Raw genomic sequence first — 20,600 nt, 5'->3', positions numbered from 1 at the left:
AGTCACCTCTTCCTTTCATTTAAGCCGTATAAATTCATTTTACTAATCAAACAAACATACACGCTTTTAGAATGTCCCAAATGGACAAGTAAAAGTCATATTTTGTCGAGTAGCTTTTTGAATTCGCTAATCCTTAACATTTCTATGTATTCCCCAGCGAATTCTGTGCAAACATTTACGTAAAAGGAAAGTTTAAGCGAAACGAGCGTTTCGTTAAACTGTATTAATTATTTTGCAAAAATGATTAATACAACACTTACTACGCTACCTAGTTTACAATACACTAAAACAGTTCGTCAATGCATTTACATCAAGAAATTACGCTTTTTTAGTTTGTGAAATAAAACACATAAAAAAGACATGCTGTACTATTACACAGACACAAACTGTATTATATGTTTTATAATAACCTTCTCTTTTTTTACGTCTGCACAACTCCTATCTTGCCACAAATAAACGATTTTTTAAAACAATAACCTTTTGTAATTTTTACTTGAATCATGTCGAAACTCTTTCTTTATTTCAGAAAACCTTCCTTTTCAGCCAAAAAAAAGACCTGTAAACTTCACAGGCCTCCTCATTTATCCTCGCTATCTTTCACCTTTAACTTCGTTTTGTTATAAAAATCCTCTTTGGCTTTGTTATAGTCAGCTGTTAATGTGTTAAACGCTTCTTTTTTCTTTTCAACTTCTTTATAAGTAGTATTGATCGAAGCGATTTGTGTTTCAAGATTCTCTAATTTCACATTGTCTTTTTCAAAGAGCGTATATAGCTGACGATCTAATTCAATGGAATGAAGATAGGCGTCATGTAAGGACTGGTAGGCCTTATAACGCTTCTTCATTAACGAAGATAGTTCAAGCGCCTCTTCTTTTGCTTTCCCATCCTCTAGCTTTTGGATCTTTGGCTCTGTTGCTTCAAACTGTTTTTGCGAAGCGCTGATGCTTTTTTCTTCTTTTTGTAATTTACTTTCACGCTCATCTAATAACTGCTGCGCTTTTTGTGCTTTATTTTTTATTTTCTTTTTATCTTTAATTCCTAGCTCAATAATTTGGTCGTATATCGCATTTTCTTGCTGTTCTAAGTCAGCTAACGGTTTTTGCTGATCAGCAAATTGCTTTTCTTGGGCTACCACTTTTTCTAATCCATTATATACTTCAAGTTCAGGCGATGAGCCTTCTGCACAGCCTGCTAGTGACATAGCAGCAATGCCGATAACTATATATCTTCCGACGCATTTCATATCTGGTAAATCCTCCCTTATTCATGGGTCATTATACAATTTTTGTAGGAAATTAGCAATTTATCTACACCCTTTTTCCACCTTTTAATATATTATACTAACCCAATCGTGAAAAAAAGGGAGTTTATTACTTTTTACCTTGGGATTGATAACTACGGGAGGTTATATTATGTTGGGTTATGGTGGATATGGCTGCGGCGGTTCTAATAAAGGTTTTGTGTTATTAATCGTACTGTTCATTTTATTAGTTATTATCGGCTGCAGCTGTGGCGGCTGGTAATTATACAATAAAAGCGGCTAACGGTCGCTTTTATTTTTTCTTATGCATGTTTTTCCATATGTTTGATACATATAATTAGTAGAAACATTTATGTGGTGAAGGTCGAGGTAATGACTTTTTTATACGGATTTGGTACACTTTATACCTATAAAATAGCCTAGGGAGATGTGAAAGTTGATTACAATGAATGATATTATTCAAGACGGACACCCAACGCTGCGAGAAGTAGCAAAAGAAGTACCGTTACCTGCTTCTGAAGAAGACAAAAAGATTTTACATAGCTTATTAGAATATGTAAAAAACAGCCAAGATCCTGAAATTGCTGCTAAATATGGACTGCGATCTGGTATCGGGCTTGCCGCTCCTCAAATCAATGTATCAAAACGAATGATTGGGGTACACGTTACGGATGAAAAAGGCAAGCTATACAGCTATGCATTATTTAACCCTAAGATCATTAGCCACTCAGTTGAAAAGACATATCTTACAGGCGGTGAAGGCTGCTTGTCTGTCGATCAAGATATCCCAGGATTTGTTCCTCGATATGCACGTATCACAGTAAAAGGCACAACGCTTGAAGGCGAAGAAGTCAAAATTCGTTTGAAGGGCCTTCCTGCTGTCGTATTTCAGCACGAAATTGATCATTTAGACGGAATTATGTTTTATGATTACATTAATAAAGAAAGTCCATTTCAAGAACCTGAAAATGCTTTTCCATATGAACGCTAAAAAACGCGAGCCAGAGCTCGCGTTTTTTCTTACTTTAATAATCCTACTAGCTCTAATCCGTGGAGAATACCATCTTCTGCTACATCTTTTGTAACAAGATTAGCAACTTCTTTCACGACTTCTTCCGCATTTCCCATCGCTACGCCATTTCCGACAAATTCCAGCATTTCGATATCGTTTAAGCCGTCTCCGAATGCATATACATCTTTTTTGTCAAAGCCAAGCTTTTCAATCATGGTCTCAATTCCTCGCGCTTTTGATCCACCTTTTGGCAGAACATCAGTTGAAAATTCATGCCAGCGAATAAAATCAAATTTCTTAAATTTTTCTTCATAAGGAGCTTCTTCTCCCGCTGTACAGAATAAGAGGGATTGATAAATTTCACGCCCTTTGAAATAAGTAGGATCGTGGTGAGGGTGGGTAAATCCAATTTTCAGCGTGCTGATGCTGGATTCGATATAATCATGAAATTCAATGTTTGATTTCATATCTTCATGATCCATGTATACGACAGGGTGATCGTGCTCAACAGCAAAAGCTGTTAAATCTTGAAGCTCTTCTTTATTTAACGGGTTTTTATAAAGAACTTCTCCATTTAAAACAATGTACTGACCATTAAAGCTAATATATGTTTGAATATCCAACTCTTCACGCAGATCTTTAAACATAAAAGGAGCCCTTCCAGTTGCAATTGCCACTTCATGCCCCTGCTCTTTTAACAGCTGGACAGCTTTTTTTGTAGAAGCAGGCAGTTTTTTATCATGATCCAATAACGTTCCATCAATATCAAAAAAAATAATCTTTCGTTCCACGTTTATCACCTTATTTTTTATAATTTTTTATCTCTTTGTTAAGCCTTTCCAATTATATCAAACAAGCGCTGGTTTCTCTATAAATGGACGGCCTCATTTACAATTTTTCCATATTTAACCACGAGAAACCTCTCCCTTTTCATCATATAATAAAAGTACAGAGAGAGACAGGCAGGTATCGCAAAAAAACAAAGGAGCTGAAAAATCATGTTAAAAGATTTTCGAAAAAGGCTGCTAAAACGCTGGAATGAATTATTGCGTAAAAAAACGATGGCATAATCGATTTTTTTAGGGCTTTCTGTTGTAAAATTTGCAGAGTGTGTGTCTGCATCGTACAATGGAATAGCCCTTATTTTTTATACGCCCGGAAAATATAGTCTTGTATCCGTTTCCTATTAATATTATTCTATAATTAATTGACTTGTTATATTTAGATGACTAAAATGTAGTGAAAGCAAGTTTCTTTAGAAAATACATGAAATACATACACATTTTATAATATAATAAAATAAGTTATTTGAATTTCGGAATTAAGGAGAGATTTTTGTTATGATTTTTAAAGTTTATTTTCAAGAAAAAATGAGTGAAGTAGCTGTACGTGAAAATACAAAAACAGTGTATGTGAACGCAGATTCTGAGCGTGACGTTCGTAAAAAGTTAAAAGCGCGTTCAATTAATATTGAGTTTGTTCAAGCAGTGACTGGAGACTATCTAGAATATGAACAACAGCATGAAGATTTTAAAGTATTGGAGATATGATGAAAATGAAATTTGTAAAAAATAATCAAACGGCAGTTTTCGCCCTGGGTGGACTAGGCGAAATCGGTAAAAACACGTATGCCGTACAGTTTCAAGATGAAATTATTCTTATTGATGCAGGAATTAAATTCCCTGAAGATGAGCTTTTAGGAATTGACTACGTTATTCCTGACTACAGTTATTTAGTAAAAAATGCAGATAAAATCCGTGGCCTTTTCGTTACACATGGTCATGAAGATCACATCGGCGGAATTCCTTACTTATTAAGAGAATTAAACATTCCTATTTATGCAGGGAAATTAGCCCTTGGGCTTCTTCGCAACAAATTAGACGAGCATGGGTTGCTTCGTACAGCTCAGCTTCATGAAATTACTGAAGATGACGTAATTAAATTCCGTAAAACATCGGTAACGTTCTTCCGTACAACTCACAGTATTCCTGATTCTTACGGAATTGTGGTAAAAACACCAAACGGACAAATCGTACATACAGGAGATTTCAAGTTTGATTTTACACCAGTGGGCGAACCGGCTAACTTAACAAAAATGGCTGAAATCGGTAAAGAAGGCGTTCTATGCTTGCTTTCAGACAGTACAAACAGTGAAATTCCTAACTTTACGATGTCTGAGCGCCGCGTAGGTGACAGCATTCATGACATTTTCCGTAAAGTAGACGGCCGTATTATTTTTGCAACGTTTGCTTCAAATATTCACCGCTTACAGCAAGTAGTGGAAGCAGCCGTATTGCATAACCGTAAAGTTGCTGTATTCGGACGCAGTATGGAAGCAGCTATTGAGATTGGCCAACAGCTTGGATATATTTCATGTCCAAAAGATACGTTCATTGAGCCTTCTCAAATTAACCGAATTCCAGCTAACCGCGTGACTATTTTATGTACAGGCAGCCAAGGTGAACCGATGGCAGCGCTATCTAGAATTGCAAATGGTACTCACCGCCAAATTCAAATTATCCCTGGAGATACGGTTGTATTCTCATCTTCACCTATTCCAGGAAATACAGTAAGTGTTAGCAAAACAATTGATATGCTATTCCGTGCGGGAGCAGAGGTTATTCACGGTGCTCTAAACGATATCCATACTTCTGGACACGGTGGACAGGAAGAGCAAAAATTAATGCTTCGCCTAATGAAGCCAAAATACTTTATGCCAATTCACGGTGAGTATCGCATGCAGAAGATGCACATCAAACTTGCAACAGACTGTGGAGTTCCTGAAGAAAACTGCTTCATTATGGATAATGGAGAGGTGCTAGCTTTAAGCGACAGCGAAGCTTCAGTAGCCGGCAAAATCCCTTCAGGCTCTGTATATATTGACGGAAGCGGAATCGGTGACATTGGAAATATCGTACTTCGTGACCGCCGCATTTTATCTGAAGAAGGTCTTGTTATTGTCGTTGTAAGCATCAATATGAAAGACTTCAAGATCGCTGCTGGTCCAGACATTATCTCTCGTGGTTTTGTTTATATGCGCGAATCTGGTGACTTAATTAATGATGCACAATCTCTTATTACAAAACACTTGAACAAAGTGATGGAACGTCGTACGTCACAATGGTCTGAGATTAAAAATGAAATCACAGACACTTTGGCTCCATTCCTTTACGAAAAAACAAAGCGCCGTCCAATGATTTTACCAATCATTATGGAGGTTTAATACAAGAAAAAAAGCAGATGCAATCGCATCTGCTCTTTTTTATTAAGCACTGGCAAATTTATTTTCGAAGCGGTTGATATCTGCATCTGCTCCAATAACAATCAACACGTCCCCTTCTTGAATCGTTTCGGAAGCCTGAGGAGAAACGATGATATCTCGATCACGCTTAATGGCTACAATGTTAATGCCATATTTCGCACGAATGTCTAACTCAATCAGCGTATTGCCAGCCATTCTTTTGCTCGCTACTAATTCGACAATGCTGTGTTCTTCAGATAGCTCTAAATAATCCAGCACGCTGTTTGAAATCATGTTATTGGCAATTCTTCGTCCCATATCTCGTTCGGGATGCACGATAAAATTGGCACCAATTTTTGATAATACTTTGGCATGATAATCATTTTGCGCTTTTACCGTTATTTTTTCAACGCCCAGCTCTTTTAGTATAAGGGTCGTCAAAATACTCGCCTGAATATTGTCACCAATAGCTACGATAACATGATCAAAATTACGAATTCCTAAGCTTTTTAGAACCCCTTCATCCATTGAATCGCCTACTACTGCGTGGGAAGCAACGTTAGCGTACTCATTTACCTTTTCTTCATCAATATCAATCGCCAGAACTTCCATTCCTTGATCGCTTAATGTTTTACAAATACTTCCACCAAATCTACCTAATCCGATGACTGCAAATTCTTTTTTCATTTGAATTCCTCCATTATGTACAGGAAAAAATCTGAACTACCGTTATTTTACCACAATTCTTTTGTATCAACCTCATTTTCCCGTTAACAATGCTTATATCTCTTTACTATTTCTCACACTCATAAAAAAACAGAAGGATTAGCTCCCTCTGTTTTTTAAGCTGTAGCATGGGTGTGAACAAGGTAATAATATACGCCTTTTTGCTGCATAAGTTCCCCGTGATTCCCTGTTTCAATAATGCTTCCGTGATCTAATACAATGATGTTATCTGCTTCTCGTATAGTAGATAACCGATGAGCAATCATGATGGCCGTTCTGTTTTTTAATAGCGTTTTAAGCGCCTGTTGAATCTTCACTTCTGTTTCTGTATCGATGCTTGCTGTTGCTTCATCTAAAATGATAATACGAGGATTAGCCAACAGCGTTCGAGCAAATGAAATCAATTGACGCTCTCCCACGGATAAGACGTTTCCTCGCTCTTCTACTTCCGTATCATAGCCTTTTTTCAGACGCTTTATAAAATCTGCAGCCCCTACCGCTTCCGCGGCCTTAATCACTTCATCATCAGTAGCATTCGGTTTTCCAAACCGAATGTTTTCCATAATAGTTCCTGAAAAAATAAAGGTTTCTTGCAGCACAATACTAATTTGCGCTCGTAAACTCGCTAATGTAATATCTTGAATAGGCATATTATCAATTAAAATCTGCCCTTCGTTCACATCATAAAAACGTGTGATTAAATTAGCAATGGACGTTTTTCCAGATCCAGTATGCCCCACTAAAGCAACCGTCTGGCCTTCTTTTATGTCAATTGATACGTTGTTTAAAGCTTTCCGCTTCCCATCATAGGAAAATGAGACGTGTTTGAACTCGACTTTTCCTTTCATATCCTCTAAAGACGTAGCGGTTTCCAAATCTGCGACGAGAGGTTTTTCATCTAGAAATTCAAAAATACGCTCGGATGAAGCCATTCCCATTAATAATTGATTATACACTTGCCCTAAACGAGAAATCGGTTCCCAAAACATTCCAAGATAAAAAGCAAATGATACAAAAATACCAATTGTTAGCCGTTCATCTTGAATAAGTACAGCACCGAACCAAATTAAAATAGCCGTTCCGACAGCATTTGTGAGTTCTACAAACGGTCGAAACATGGCATTTTTTCGAGTAGCTTGCCTCCAGCTCTCGTAATTTTCACTGTTTATGCGCTCAAAAAACAGCATATTTTCTTGTTCTTGAGCAAATGATTGAGTGACGCGAATGCCTTGAATACTCTCATTTAAATGTGAATTTAATACTGACTGCTTCATACGAACAACTTGCCACGACCGACGAATTCTTCTTCTCAGCTTTGTGGAAATCAAAAACATAATCGGTAAAATGATTAAAACAGCACATGTCAAAGCAGGACTGAGAGAAAATAATATAACTACAATCCCAACTAACAATAAGAGATCCATAAACAGGTTAACTACCCCGTTGGTAAATAAATCTTGAAGAGAGTTAATATCATTCATGATCCTTACAAGAATAGAGCCTCCTGAACGCGTATCAAAAAACCGGTGCGACAGCCCTTGAATATGCGTAAATAAATGTTTTCTTAAATCATATATAACGTGCTGCCCGAGTTGGTTCATCCATTTAATTCGAAAAATATTCGAAATATAAGATAGTACATACAAGCTAAAGATTATGAAAACTAACTGCATGAGCAGCGTGCTATTTTTATCTTTCACAGCATGATCAAGCGTATATACACCTATCAAAATAGGAATAGCGAGTCTAATGACCGTTGTGATAATGACCATAAGAAACGAGAAAGGAAGCAAGTTTTTTCGATATGGATGAAGATAACGAAACAAGCGGGACATTTGCTTCCAGTTAAACATCTTATCAATGATTTGATCTGTTTGATAATAAAAGCGCTCTCGCACAACTTTATTTCTTTCGGCTTCCATTCTATTCCTCCCTTGTTATACGTTCATCACTGACGTATTGCTTTCATATTGAATGCCATAAATATTTTTATAAATCCCTTCCTTTTGAATGAGCGTTTCATGGCTTCCTCTCTCTTTTATTTGACCTTCATGCAAGACTAAGATTTCATCGGCATGTCGCAAAGAAGAAAGGCGGTGTGCGATAATAAACGTAGTACGATTTTTCATCACTTCTTTTAAAGCCAATTGAATTTCTCTTTCTGTTTTCATATCAACAGCACTCGTGGCATCATCTAATACTAAGATGCTAGGGTTTAAGATAAGCGCTCGTGCAATCGCAATGCGCTGCTTTTGTCCGCCTGATAACCCCAGTCCTCTCTCTCCCAGCATCGTGTCATACCCATCCGGAAGCTCCATAATAAAGTCATGCGCCTGCGCTCGTTTTGCAGCATCAATAATGTCTTCTCTAGAAATACCCGGCACGCCATAGGAAATATTGGTTCCTATACTGCTTGAGAACAAAAAGGTTTCTTGAAGTACAAAGCCAATCTCTTTCCGAAGAACAGGAAGCGGATACTCTTTAATCGGACGATGGTTAACTAAGATTCGTCCTGAAGTCGGTTCGTAAAACCTCGTGAGCAGCTGGGTTAAGCTTGTTTTGCCGGATCCAGTTGCTCCGATTAAACCTACTACTTTTCCTTTAGAAGCAGAAAAAGATATGTTCTCAAGCGACTTTTTTTCTTCGTTTGGATAGGATAAGCTAACATGTTGAAACTCGACCGTTCCATTAATAGAGAAACTTCCGGCATGCTCATGGACTTTTTCTTCTTCTTCTAAAATTTCTAGCAGCCTTTCACCTGAAGCTTTAGACTGTGAAAACATATTGATAACAAACCCTAGATTCATAATAGGCCACATTAAATAAGAGGTTAAGCTAAAGAAAGCAACAAGCTCTCCCGGACGTACGCTTCCGTTCATAACAAGCGCTCCTCCGTACGCAAGGAGACCAACAATAGATAAGTTTCCTATAAACTCCATTAAGGGGAAATAAGTTGCCCACACATTCGCGGTTTCAATATTTCGATTTTTATAAACTCCGTTGGAGTCGTTAAATTTAGAGGTTTGAAATTTTTCTCTTGATAATGACTTGACCGTTTGTATACCGCTTATATTTTCTTGAACATTTGTATTAAGTTCCCCAAACGATTGGCGAATTAAGCGAAACGCTGGATGAACGCGTTTATCAAAACGATAAACAGCTACCCCTAAAAAAGGCAGCAGGCAGATTGTGACGAGAGTGAGTGAAATAGAGTAATAGAACATAACGGAAAAGCTGGCAGTAAGTAAAATAACGAAGCGAATTAATTCTGAGAAGCCAAAAGATAGAAAAAAACGAAATCCTTCTACATCAGCTGTCAACCTGGACATCAAGTCCCCTGTTTTAGCATTGTCATAGTAAGAAAACGGTAAATACTGAAGTTTGCGGTAAAGTTTATTGCGAAGAGTATACACGGACTTAATTCCAAATAAGTCGCCGTAATATTGCTGAATATATGTAAAGGTTCCTTTGACAATCATCAGCGCAATAAAAATAAATGCTACATTATCGACTAGCTGATATTTTTTTCCTAACACAATATGGTCAATCGTATATTGCAACACAATAGGGTAAATCACAGTGATGGAGGTTACAAACAACAAGCAAATAGCAGAATAAAAAAAGTACTTTCGGTACGGCAAATAAAAATCTTTTAATTTTTTAAACGTTTCCATATACCCCGTCCTTCCTTTAGCTAAAATGTGGCACACATATTTAAATATATCGGTTCCCGAAATAAATTACCATAATTTTTAGATAATTTTTCAAAAAAAGGTAAATAGTCATAAAAAAAGAGGCTGTGATATAATTAAATGAATCCACTCTAAAGACGAACAAATGGAATACATTAGTTGAGCTGCTTGTGATACCGCAGTTGATTTCCATGCAAGACTTTGCGCGGGCGGCCAACTTGCACTCCTATCAACTGCTAGAAGGATCTAAACAGACGAAACTATTCACTATAACAAAAAACGACCCACTAATCAAACATGTTGATCAATGGGTCGTTTTTCACTTCGTCTAAAATACGTTTGTTCCAGCCTCTTTTTTTATTGTTTTTCTACTGCGTGTCCGCCGAACTCATTGCGAAGAGCGGCAACTACTTTACCTGTAAACGTATCGTCTTCAAGTGAGCGATAGCGCATCATTAACGATAGAGCAATAACTGGCGTTGGCACTTGTAAATCTAAAGCTGATTCAACCGTCCATTTTCCTTCACCGGAAGAATGCATAACTCCTTTAATACTGTCAAGTTTTGCATCTTTTGAAAATGCACGTTCCATTAATTCGATTAACCATGAGCGAATAACAGAGCCATTATTCCATACGCGGGCTACAGCTTCATAATCATAGTCAAATTCACTTTTCTCTAACACATCAAAACCTTCAGCAATTGCTTGCATCATTCCGTACTCAATTCCGTTATGAACCATTTTCAAGAAGTGGCCGCTTCCTGCTGCACCTGAATAAAGATAGCCGTTTTCTACGTTGATGTCGCGGAAAATAGGTTCGATTGTAGCAAATGCTTCTTTATCTCCCCCAATCATCATACAAGCACCGTTTCGGGCACCTTCCATTCCGCCGCTTGTTCCGACATCAAAGTAGTGAATTCCTTTTTCAGCAGAAGCTGCAGCACGTCGTACAGAATCTTTATACTTAGAATTACCGCCTTCAATAATCATATCTCCTTCTTCAAGTAGTTCTTGGAGCTCAGAAATTACTTTTTCTGTGAGCTCTCCAGCCGGAACCATGACCCAAGCAATGCGTGGTTTCTCTAATTTGCTCACTAATTCTTTAATGGAAGAAGCGCCTTCTGCTCCCTTTTCTGCTACTTTCTGTACGGCTTCGTTATTCACATCGAATGCTACCACAGAATGGTTATGATCTAGTAAATTCAATACTAAGTTTGCTCCCATTTTCCCTAAGCCAATCATACCTAATTTCATATGTAAATTACCTCCAATAGTAAGTTTCGTATCATGTTGTTAGTGTTAGTATGGTGTAAACTCACAAGAAAAAATCCACATTTTTATATTTCCTTTATCAGTTACTTCCTACACACAAAAAAGAAAAACATTCGATGCAAGTTCTACTAAGCATCGAATGCTTTTCACCTGTTACAACTGCCTGTATTTATTCGTTCTCGCCTAATACACGATTCACGCGCTTTTCAAGCATTTTCATACCGCTTCCACCAGCTTGGAAGTGGCGTAGCTGACCTGTTTTGTCAAATACATAATATGCCGGTACATACTGATTTTCAAATGCATCCGTTAATTTATGCTCACTGTCTACAAAAATTGGCTGCGTAATATCATGTTCTGCTGCTACTTCTTTAATTTTTGATAAGTCTAAATCATCTTCAGAGCGCGGCATATGAACTGCTACTACGTTTAATTGATCTTTGTATTGGTCGCGAAATTCATTTACTTGAGGCATTGCTTCTTTACATAAATGACAGCTTACTGACCAAAAATGAATAAGCGTTGGCTTTTCGCCGATTAGCTGCTCTTTTGTAACCTCTCCGTTTAACCATTCTGTAGCGCCCGTTAACTCAGGCATTGGCTGACGTAATTTCATGAATAAAAGCCTCCCTTATTTTCACTATTATTAACTATATGTTCTTTATTATCCGATGAAAAAAAGGCCTAACGTGGACGTTAGACCTTTTAAACGTTGTGCTTACGCGTTTAAAGTAGCTTGACCTGGTTTCCAGTTAGCTGGGCAAAGTCCGCCAGTTTGTAACGCTTGAAGAACACGTAAAGTTTCATCAACGTCACGGCCAATATTGTTGTGGTTTACAACTGAATATTGTAATTCGCCTTCTGGGCTGATGATGAATAAACCGCGAAGTGCTACACCTTCTTCTTCAATTAAAACGCCGTACTCACGAGAAACAACGTGATTTGTATCAGCTGCTAATGGATATTTAAGATCACCTAAACCATTATCTTTACGATCAGTGTTGATCCAAGCTAAGTGTGTATGGATTGTGTCTGTAGAAACACCGATTACTTCTGCGTCAAGATCTTCAAACTCATCATAACGGTCAGAAAGTGCAGTGATTTCTGTTGGACATACAAATGTAAAGTCCATCGGATAGAAGAATAATACTGTCCATTTGTCATTTTTAATATTTTCTTCTAAGCTAACTTTACCGAATTCTTTGTTTGATAATACAGCTTCCATTTCAAAGCGTGGAGCTTGTTTACCTACCATACGTTCTGGCATACATGATCCCTCCAAATAATTATTAAATGAGAAAATGTATAAAACATTCTCACTTATGTACTGTTATAACGGTTTTCATTATAATGGATATTGTTTTTTTAGTCAATATTAATTAAGAATGAATTTAAACAACACCTTATAATGGTAACATAGTTGTTATGCCCGCCTTTAGGGCAAATTAAACCCTGACTTCAGCAAAAAAATGCTATAAAAGGGTTGCATTTATTTACCTTCTCAGTTTAGCATGTCTAATATCGGGAATAAACAAATGTGCTCATACTCTTACAAAATCTTTTCCAGAGAATAAATTCCCACTTATTAATATTGAAACAGAACATAGGAAGGATGAACAACTAATGTTTAAGATGCAAGACATCAACTGGGAACAGCTTCTTACCAATGCTGGAGTTATTGTGTTAAAACTCATTGCCATTACCATTGTATTTTTACTTGTACGAGCAATTGGTAAAAAAGTTATTGAACGTTCCTTTGAAAAAATGAGCGAGCGCGAAAATGCTACGCGCGGACGTATGCTCACACTCAAAAGTTTAACCGTTAATGTGTTTTCATATGTACTTATTTTTATTTTTGTCGTTATGCTGCTTGAAGCAGTAAATATCCACGCGACAGCTTTATTAGCTGGTGCCGGAGTTGTTGGTCTAGCAATCGGGTTCGGTGCTCAAGGACTGGTTAGCGACGTTGTAACAGGTTTCTTTTTACTTCTTGAAAAACAGCTTGATGTTGACGACTATGTAACAACCGGAAGTTTTTCAGGAATTGTCGAATCAGTAGGTCTTCGTACTACTCAAATTCGCGGATTTGATGGAACTCTACACTATGTGCCTAACCGTGAAATTACAAGCTTAAGCAATCATTCCCGAGGCAATATGCGCGCGTTGATTGATATTGGCATTTCGTATGATGATGATATTGACAAAGCTATTTCCGTACTAGAAAAAGTATGCGAGCGCGTTGCTGCAACAAATGAAAACATTGTAGAAGGTCCAAGCGTGATAGGAGTTCAAGGCCTAGGCGCATCGGACGTTGTGCTTCGTGTAGTTGGCAAAGCTAAAAACGGTGAACAGTGGGGAGTTGAACGTCAGCTTCGCAAAGAGTTTAAAGAAGCGTTTGACGCAAACGGTATTGATATTCCGTTCCCTCATCAAGTAAATATTGATAAAAAGCAGCCTGAAGATGCCAAGCAGCCTCAGCATGCATAAAAAATAGCCGAAGGATTTATATCCTTCGGCTTTCTTTTACCCTTGTACCTTGTTGCCTACTTGCTGACAAATTTCTTCTGCCGTTAATCCGCTAGCTGTAATAACTGAGCCTTGCGTTACTGCATCAGAAATCCCCATTACGTTTGAATCCTGTCCTGTTACAACACAGCAATCGCACCCTTGTGCATCACTTTCGTTGCGTAATTGTACCACTTCATGTCCGAGCTGCTGAAGTGCAGCTTGTACATCTGTTAAACCGTATTCTACACCAATTCGTGCCATCGTTGCCCACCTCCTCATGGTATTAATTTAGCCATAAGGAAAAATGATTATACGATTTATTGATTGCCTTTATGTTCAAAATATTTTGTAATAAGTGTAATCGCAATATCTATTGCGCCTTCATGAGGCTGCAGCTTTGCATGATGAAGCCCATATTCAGACTGAACGCCAAGCCAAAACATAAATCCAGGAATATCTTTTAGCATATAGCCAAAATCTTCTCCTGTCATTGCTTCTTTGCACTCAATCACATCCACGTCCGTTTGCGCTTTGGCAAATTCCATGAACTCTCGCGTGACTTCATGGTGATTATATACTTGATGATACATACAGCCATAATCAATGGCTGTTTCACACTGATACCCTACTTCTACTCCTTTAACAATCGCTTCAATTCGTTCTTTAACACGCGTCATTGATTCAGGAGATAGCGTGCGAATGGTTCCTTCTATGCGAGCTCGCTCCGCAATAATATTTTGAACCGTCCCGCCTTGAATTTTTCCTACTGTAATTACAGCGCTGTCTAGCGGATCAACGTTGCGAGCAACAATAGTTTGAAGCTGTGAAACGAGCTGACATGCAGCAACTACCATATCATTTGTTGTATGTGGATAAGCAGCATGGCCGCCTTTTCCTTTTAAATCAATAAATAGCTCAGACGTGTTAGCAAATAGCAACCCTTCCTTCAGCGCAATCGAACCAACCGGATATTCAGGCGCTACGTGAAGGGCGAAGATGAAATCTGGAAGCCATTCTTTCATGATATCGCTTTCGAGCATTGGCTGTGCTCCTCCTGGACCTTCTTCTGCAGGTTGAAAGATGAACAGTACATTATCTTTGATTTCATGCTGAGCAAAGTAAGTTAGTACGCCTAGCCCAATGGCCATATGCATATCATGTCCGCAGGCATGCATAAGTCCTTCATGCTGTGATTGAAAAGAATAATTCGTTTCTTCCGTGATAGGAAGACCGTCAATATCTGCTCGGTAGCCTATTGTTTTAGTTGGGTTTGTACCATGTACTTTAACAAAGAGTCCTGTTTTCCACGTCTTTACTTCTAAGCGCTCTTGCGGAAGAGTGTTAATATAATCAAGCAAAAAACGCTGTGTTTTCACCTCTTGAAACCCTAATTCAGGAATTTTATGTAGCTCTCTTCTTATTTTCACAAATTCATTTTCAGCCATGTGTATGTCCTCCTCACGAAATAAAGAAGAAAGCGTGGTTGCCCACGCTTCCAACTTGTCCATATGATACGTTCAAGGATTCAGTATCCCAATCGCTAAAACCTATTAATTCAGCAAAGAAAAAGCGCAAACTGATCGTTTTTCTTATTCTTCGTTTAATTGACGCAATTCTTGCTTGATTTCTGTTTTAGACTTTGTTTTTTCGTCAATTTCTTTAATAACGCGAGCCGGTGTACCTGCTACTACTGTGTAAGGAGCTACATCTTCTACCACAATTGCACCTGCAGCAACTACGGCACCTTTACCTACTGTTACACCTTCAAGAACAACAGCATTAGCACCGATTACTACATCATCTTCTACTACAACTGGTTTTGCAGAAGGTGGCTCAATAACACCAGCTAATACAGAACCTGCGCCGATGTGACAGTTTTTACCTACTGTCGCACGACCACCAAGTACTACGTTCATGTCGATCATTGTTCCTTCACCGATCACCGAGCCGATGTTAATAGATGCACCCATCATAATAACAGCGTTGTCGCCGATTTCAACTTGATCGCGAATAATAGCGCCTGGCTCAATACGAGCTTTAATTCCTTTCATATCTAATAAAGGAATCGCAGAGTTGCGGCGATCGTTTTCAATTACGTAGTCTTCAATTTTTCCTTCGTTTGCTTCAATAGCAGCTTTGATTTCTTTCCATTCACCAAATACTACACCTGTGTTGCCCGTTACGAATGTTTTAGAAGATGAACCAAAGTCAATTCCTTCTACTTCACCTTTTACGTAAACTTTTACCGGTGTTGATTTTGTGCTGTTTTGAATAAATGAGATAATCTCATTAGCATCCATCATTTTCATTATGTATTCCTCCTAAGTAAGCAATGTCTCATTTAATGTAACAAAATGCTTTCACAATGACAAGCATCATTATCGTTTTAATAAAAAGATAACGATTGCAAATAAAAAAAGCGAGCATCTGGGCTCGCTTTAGACCGTTTCTCTTACATATTCACGTACAATATCAACAAATGCTCGAACTTGCTTCAGTTTAAACGCTGATTCATATCCAACTAAAGAAGTGTCTCGCGTAATTGGCTCTCCATTTGCTTTCAGAAGCGGCGTCCGGTGAATATGGCTTCCAGCTTCTTTAATAGCAATCGATGGTAAAATAGCGAACCCAAGACCATTCAAAGCCATTTGCTTACACGTCTCAATCTGATCCACTACAATTGTACGCTTCGGTGTAGTATGAAACTCTCGATGCCACCATTCTAAAATTTCTTGATAATACGTTGAGTCACTTTTAAATTGAATAAATGGTCGATGAGTGTTTACTACTTCCGCTGCCCTTTCAATTTCTGAATCAACTAGGTAAAGAGGGTCTGTAAACAAATGTTCTTTGACGCCTTTCCAATCCGGATTTCCGCGTATGATTCCAATATGTACCTCATCTTCGTACAGATAGCGAAGCATTTCACTGCTCCAGCCGGTTACAAGAGAGATTTTAGCATGTGGGTAACGATCCATATAGCGTTTTAACACCGCCGGCAGCCAGTGCTGTCCAATAATCGAAGCCACCGCTAATTTGAGTGTACCATATACTTCATTATCTAAATGATGCAAGTCCTCACGAACCCGATCTTCTTTTTCTACCACTTCTTTTGCAAATTGAACAATCTTTTCTCCAGCAGGCGTTAATGACAGTCCTTTTTGCGAACGAATGAAGATTTGTGTATCCCATGCTTTTTCAATGGTTTGCAGCCTCTGTGATAAAGCTGGTTGCGATACAAATAATCTCTCTGCAGCTTTTCTCATATTTAATTCTTGAGCTAATACAACGAGCATTCGACATTCTATTAATTGCATTCAGTTATTCCTTTCAAGCCTCTTTTTACTTTCATTTTACCTTTATCATATAAGAAAAAAACGGAGAAAGATAGGCTGAAACACGATTTCTTAAAAAAATTATTGAAATGACTCTTTCGGGAGAATGATGGACTGCCTTCTTAATGATTTTAACAAATTTCTTCGTGTTAAAATCCCTTCAAAAATGCCATCTTCATTCTCTACGCACAAAAAAGGATGGTTAATCATGGCATTTATGACTTTTAATACGGATTTTTTCATGGAGACACGAGGAACATTTTGATTCATAACTTCTTCTACTTTCATGGTTTCTAATCGTTCAAATTCAATGCGCTTTAATCCTAAAATCGAATCTAAAATAAGCGTCATGCTCACGAACCCCTGCAGCTGAAATCTTGGATTTAATACGGGAATGGACGTATAACCAGTCTTTGTTAACACAAGCAAAGCATGTTCTAAATTATTTCCCACTTGAACATGAGCAACTTTATCAGAAGTGACAAGCAAATCTCGAAGTTCAATTTGATTTAACTGATTGTGATCAATATCAATCATTTATACATTCTCCTTCCATTTCTCATAACTTCCACGTGTGTAAAGAGAAAAAGAACAAGCTACAAAATGAAAATAGCTTGCTTACGTAAATGCGAACCTTTAAGAGGGAATAGAAGCAGACACACTCGATGTTCTCCCTTATATGTTAAGTCTAGATTTTTTTAAAACAAGTGTCAACGAAAGTTCATAATTATCTGAATTTTTTATCTTGATTTTTTTACAGCATTCGACCCGTTCCTTCTATTTATCAGAAAATCTGCTATCACTTTGTCGATATTTCTCGGGAAAATAGGGCGGAAGCCACCGCAAAAACTCCATACGCAGTAACAAAAAAATGCCGCAAAGTATAAAATCCTTTGCGGCATTCGTTTTGCTTTATCCCTTAATGAATAAGTTCAAAAATTTCAATTGCAATCATATCAACGTTATCAAATTGATAAACGGCTGGCTTTTCACCATCTTGATATACTTCAAGTTCGTATGTTTCAGTTTTTGCATGATATTTCACGCTGCAAATTCTTTTTCCCTCTACTTCGAAGAAGCGTTGTGGCGCTTCACTTCCACTTGCTTGCTCACGGAGATTCACAAGACGAGTTAAAATACCTTGTAATTGTGACATATAATCTCTCCTTTCACCTATTACATCATTACGCATTCGACTTTTCTACAATATCAATTCAAATAAATACTTTATCTAAACTAATACTTAAAAGACACCATTTCACTATATGCCACATACTAAAAAAACACAAGTACTTTACGTGATTTTTCATAAGAAAATGCCTTATTATAGCGATATATGTCGTTTTTTATTATAATAACATAGCGATATACTATGTATCATACAAAACTTCATTCTACTTTAACACCATTCATTTTAATATAGGGAGGTGCTTTCATTGAGATCTATAGAGTTGTACACACAACCAGCTTGCCCACCTTGCGAAATTGTTAAACAGTTTTTACAGCATCATCACGTTTCGTATAAAGAATTTGACGTATCTAAAGATGCTTCTGCTCGAAAACGAATGACTACCGAGTTAGAGTCTTATTCCACTCCGACCATTCGTGTTGACCAGGAAATTATCAGAGGATTTGATCTTCAAGCACTTGAGAAGCTTCTTAACATCGGGTAACAGAAACACTCAAAATAAGCTTTCCTCGGCTATTTTGAGTGTTACTTACTATATATAAACTTTTGCACTTTCCATTTCCCTTGTTTTTTTACTAACGTGATCATTTCATAATGATCTTGGTATTTTACCCGTTCATTATGCACGGCCGGAAAAAATTGATAGACATAAGCTTTGTTTTGGTCGGAATGAAGAGCTACCTTCGTCTGTTCATCGAAAGAAAAGAAAGGGATGTAGTGTGGTAAATATTCAGGTCCCTCTCCGACATACCCTTGAGCTTTTTGTAAGAGAGCCTCATTAAAAAATACAGATGCATACTCATCATCTAAAAACAATTTCAGCTCACGAACAGCGCCTGGATTAGTATGGGCAGACGCAGCTCTTAGCTGAGCCTGATAAGCGTCCTGCAAATTTATAAAGATTTCATGCCTAATCTCTCCTGATACTTCTGCATGAACAGATTTTCCTGAGTACAAGACAATCAGCAAAAAGACAAGTAAGCATATTTTTTTCAAATTAAATCAGCTCCTTCACTTCTTTTTTATTAGAATTCCGAAATTTCCCCTGCCTATGCATATCTCTATAATCGACTGTCGTTCTCCTCTAAAAAAACATAAAAAACCGGCAACCACTTTTGCTGGTTGCCGGTTTAACTTCAACTTATTTATTCTCTACAAAACGTCTCTTTCGTATAAAAAAGAATATGAAATATCAAGGAATATATAGTGCATATTATCAATCGGATACGAAAAAGTCCGGATATTCTCACCTGTTTCAATATCATTATACAAATCTGATAATATGCCTTTTTTTTCATAGCTCATTCGAATAATATTCTCAAGAAAATATGGGCGCCAGCTCCAATTTTTCTTTACATATTCAGGCTCAAGAATCCAATCCTCATTTTTCTTTACATAGTTAGAAGACTTTTGAAATCCGTTTTCATCGCAGATGTAAAGGCGAAAACACACGTTGGATAGTTCTTCTGCAATAACAGGCAGCATCTCGTCATACGTTTCTAGCTTTCTGCACTTTGTCATTACCTGCTGCATTTTATCTTGAAAGCGTTCTGTCAGCTGGTAAACAGCAAGCAGCTTTTTCTTTTCATGAGCGATATACATTTCAAAACGTTCCTTTAGTTTATCCTTTAAGATGTTCGGATCGACAAGTTCAGCAGCCGGCTTATGTAAATAATAACCTTGAAAATACCTGCCTCCGTTTCTCCATGCATATTGCAGCTGATAGGAGGCTTCTATATCTTCGTATAGAAGCGTAGCACCCATTTTTCTTGCTAACAGAGATAAAGAATACAATACGTCTTGATACGACTGCGCCATGTCCGTTTGTCTCAGAATATGTAAATCTACTTTTAAAATATCTGGTGAAAGCAACCCAATCCTGTCTAGATTACTACTTTCTTTTCCTATATTATCAATTGCAATCTTAATACCATATGTTTGATAATACTTTAGTAAGTGTTGAAGTGATTCCAAATCTCCACTAAAATTGTGTTCTGTAATTTCGAGAACAATTCGATCAAGCGATAATCCTTTATTTTCGAAAAGTTGCAATAATTCTAGCAAGGATTCTCCATGATCGTTCATTAATAAATTAGGGTTCTGATTAATAAAAATTAAAAATTGCTCTTCCTGGGTCAACATATGCTCGAGCGCTTGTGTTAAAACAGCATAATCAACTTCTATGCGATATTCATCCGGAATCGCATCATCATGAAAGAATGGGCCGAGACTTTCAATTTCCCCTTCATTTTGAAACCTCGCCAACACTTCATAGCCAATTACTCTATGTCCATCTGCACTAAAAATTGCTTGATAATACGGAAGAGTTTTCTCTATGTTTGTTAATACATCTAACGGGTCCAC

Annotated in this window: 22 protein-coding genes; 6 read left to right on the top strand and 16 right to left on the bottom strand. The window is 37.6% G+C overall.

Features of this window, described 5'->3' with window-relative positions; all coding sequences use genetic code 11:
* Positions 1-577: 577 nt before the first annotated feature.
* Positions 578-1,243 carry a YkyA family protein gene (locus MMB69_RS20590; protein ID WP_221785656.1) on the bottom strand — a complete coding sequence of 222 codons (666 nt, stop codon included), beginning with the start codon at positions 1,241-1,243 and terminating at the stop codon, positions 578-580.
* A gap of 169 nt (positions 1,244-1,412) precedes the next feature.
* Between MMB69_RS20590 and MMB69_RS20585 the strand changes: the two genes are divergently transcribed.
* Together MMB69_RS20585 and def are read left to right on the top strand one after the other, a co-directional pair.
* On the top strand, positions 1,413-1,523 hold the full coding sequence (locus tag MMB69_RS20585) for a YjcZ family sporulation protein (protein WP_016763434.1): 111 nt from the start codon (positions 1,413-1,415) through the stop codon (positions 1,521-1,523).
* A 174-nt stretch (positions 1,524-1,697) separates the two neighbouring features.
* The gene (def, locus tag MMB69_RS20580; RefSeq protein ID WP_221785657.1) at positions 1,698-2,252 is read left to right on the top strand and encodes a peptide deformylase; all 555 of its coding nucleotides are present in this window, start codon (positions 1,698-1,700) and stop codon (positions 2,250-2,252) included.
* Between the two features lie 29 nt (positions 2,253-2,281).
* On the opposite strand, the gene MMB69_RS20575 is transcribed toward def, so the two are convergent.
* Positions 2,282-3,064, bottom strand: a complete 783-nt coding sequence (locus MMB69_RS20575) for a Cof-type HAD-IIB family hydrolase (RefSeq protein ID WP_028407939.1) — start codon at positions 3,062-3,064, stop codon at positions 2,282-2,284.
* A 549-nt stretch (positions 3,065-3,613) separates the two neighbouring features.
* On the opposite strand from MMB69_RS20575, the gene MMB69_RS20570 reads away from it, so the two are divergent.
* Positions 3,614-3,823: a DNA-dependent RNA polymerase subunit epsilon gene (locus MMB69_RS20570; protein ID WP_013056049.1), complete on the top strand. Its 210-nt coding sequence runs from the start codon at positions 3,614-3,616 to the stop codon at positions 3,821-3,823.
* 5 nt (positions 3,824-3,828) lie between these two features.
* The gene (gene rnjA / locus MMB69_RS20565; protein ID WP_013056048.1) at positions 3,829-5,496 is read left to right on the top strand and encodes a ribonuclease J1; all 1,668 of its coding nucleotides are present in this window, start codon (positions 3,829-3,831) and stop codon (positions 5,494-5,496) included.
* A gap of 42 nt (positions 5,497-5,538) precedes the next feature.
* Here rnjA and MMB69_RS20560 read toward each other — a convergent pair whose 3' ends face one another.
* The 6 genes from MMB69_RS20560 to MMB69_RS20535 form a co-directional block, all read right to left on the bottom strand.
* Positions 5,539-6,201, bottom strand: coding sequence for a potassium channel family protein (locus tag MMB69_RS20560; RefSeq protein ID WP_013056047.1), 663 nt, complete (start codon positions 6,199-6,201; stop codon positions 5,539-5,541).
* Between the two features lie 155 nt (positions 6,202-6,356).
* Positions 6,357-8,162, bottom strand: a complete 1,806-nt coding sequence (locus MMB69_RS20555) for an ABC transporter ATP-binding protein (protein WP_221785658.1) — start codon at positions 8,160-8,162, stop codon at positions 6,357-6,359.
* 15 nt (positions 8,163-8,177) lie between these two features.
* Entirely contained in the window at positions 8,178-9,914 is a 1,737-nt protein-coding gene (locus MMB69_RS20550) for an ABC transporter ATP-binding protein (protein WP_277448372.1), read from the bottom strand.
* A 375-nt stretch (positions 9,915-10,289) separates the two neighbouring features.
* Complete coding sequence (gene gnd, locus MMB69_RS20545; RefSeq protein ID WP_013056044.1) at positions 10,290-11,186, bottom strand: phosphogluconate dehydrogenase (NAD(+)-dependent, decarboxylating); 897 nt, start codon at positions 11,184-11,186, stop codon at positions 10,290-10,292.
* A 187-nt stretch (positions 11,187-11,373) separates the two neighbouring features.
* Entirely contained in the window at positions 11,374-11,820 is a 447-nt protein-coding gene (locus tag MMB69_RS20540) for a redoxin domain-containing protein (RefSeq protein ID WP_013056043.1), read from the bottom strand.
* A 102-nt stretch (positions 11,821-11,922) separates the two neighbouring features.
* Positions 11,923-12,471, bottom strand: coding sequence for a peroxiredoxin (locus MMB69_RS20535; RefSeq protein WP_014461006.1), 549 nt, complete (start codon positions 12,469-12,471; stop codon positions 11,923-11,925).
* A 356-nt stretch (positions 12,472-12,827) separates the two neighbouring features.
* Between MMB69_RS20535 and MMB69_RS20530 the strand changes: the two genes are divergently transcribed.
* Positions 12,828-13,691, top strand: coding sequence for a mechanosensitive ion channel family protein (locus tag MMB69_RS20530; protein ID WP_043979565.1), 864 nt, complete (start codon positions 12,828-12,830; stop codon positions 13,689-13,691).
* Between the two features lie 36 nt (positions 13,692-13,727).
* Here the strand turns inward: MMB69_RS20530 and MMB69_RS20525 are convergent, their stop codons facing one another.
* The 6 genes from MMB69_RS20525 to MMB69_RS20500 all read right to left on the bottom strand — a co-directional run bounded on the left by MMB69_RS20525 (position 13,728) and on the right by MMB69_RS20500 (position 18,203).
* Complete coding sequence (locus tag MMB69_RS20525) at positions 13,728-13,973, bottom strand: YkuS family protein (protein ID WP_013056040.1); 246 nt, start codon at positions 13,971-13,973, stop codon at positions 13,728-13,730.
* A gap of 56 nt (positions 13,974-14,029) precedes the next feature.
* Positions 14,030-15,157 carry an N-acetyldiaminopimelate deacetylase gene (locus MMB69_RS20520; protein WP_277448367.1) on the bottom strand — a complete coding sequence of 376 codons (1,128 nt, stop codon included), beginning with the start codon at positions 15,155-15,157 and terminating at the stop codon, positions 14,030-14,032.
* Between the two features lie 144 nt (positions 15,158-15,301).
* Positions 15,302-16,021, bottom strand: coding sequence for a 2,3,4,5-tetrahydropyridine-2,6-dicarboxylate N-acetyltransferase (gene dapD, locus MMB69_RS20515; protein WP_013082280.1), 720 nt, complete (start codon positions 16,019-16,021; stop codon positions 15,302-15,304).
* Positions 16,022-16,150: 129 nt separating this feature from the next.
* Positions 16,151-17,029, bottom strand: coding sequence for a LysR family transcriptional regulator (locus tag MMB69_RS20510; protein ID WP_013056037.1), 879 nt, complete (start codon positions 17,027-17,029; stop codon positions 16,151-16,153).
* A 99-nt stretch (positions 17,030-17,128) separates the two neighbouring features.
* Positions 17,129-17,584 (bottom strand): cyclic-di-AMP-binding protein CbpB, encoded by a 456-nt coding sequence (cbpB, locus tag MMB69_RS20505; protein WP_013056036.1) that lies wholly within the window; start codon positions 17,582-17,584, stop codon positions 17,129-17,131.
* A gap of 382 nt (positions 17,585-17,966) precedes the next feature.
* Positions 17,967-18,203 carry a YkuJ family protein gene (locus MMB69_RS20500; RefSeq protein ID WP_013056035.1) on the bottom strand — a complete coding sequence of 79 codons (237 nt, stop codon included), beginning with the start codon at positions 18,201-18,203 and terminating at the stop codon, positions 17,967-17,969.
* Positions 18,204-18,483: 280 nt separating this feature from the next.
* Between MMB69_RS20500 and MMB69_RS20495 the strand changes: the two genes are divergently transcribed.
* The gene (locus MMB69_RS20495) at positions 18,484-18,720 is read left to right on the top strand and encodes a glutaredoxin domain-containing protein (RefSeq protein ID WP_013056034.1); all 237 of its coding nucleotides are present in this window, start codon (positions 18,484-18,486) and stop codon (positions 18,718-18,720) included.
* Between the two features lie 41 nt (positions 18,721-18,761).
* Here the strand turns inward: MMB69_RS20495 and MMB69_RS20490 are convergent, their stop codons facing one another.
* Both MMB69_RS20490 and MMB69_RS20485 read right to left on the bottom strand, forming a co-directional pair.
* Complete coding sequence (locus MMB69_RS20490; RefSeq protein WP_277448363.1) at positions 18,762-19,232, bottom strand: DUF3993 domain-containing protein; 471 nt, start codon at positions 19,230-19,232, stop codon at positions 18,762-18,764.
* Between the two features lie 156 nt (positions 19,233-19,388).
* On the bottom strand, positions 19,389-20,600 hold the full coding sequence (locus MMB69_RS20485) for an EAL domain-containing protein (RefSeq protein ID WP_050689396.1): 1,212 nt from the start codon (positions 20,598-20,600) through the stop codon (positions 19,389-19,391).

The sequence above is a fragment of the Priestia sp. P5 genome (assembly GCF_029522155.1).
Taxonomy (GTDB): Bacteria; Bacillota; Bacilli; order Bacillales; family Bacillaceae_H; genus Priestia; species Priestia megaterium_E.
This window is presented reverse-complemented; position numbering and strand designations above follow the sequence as displayed.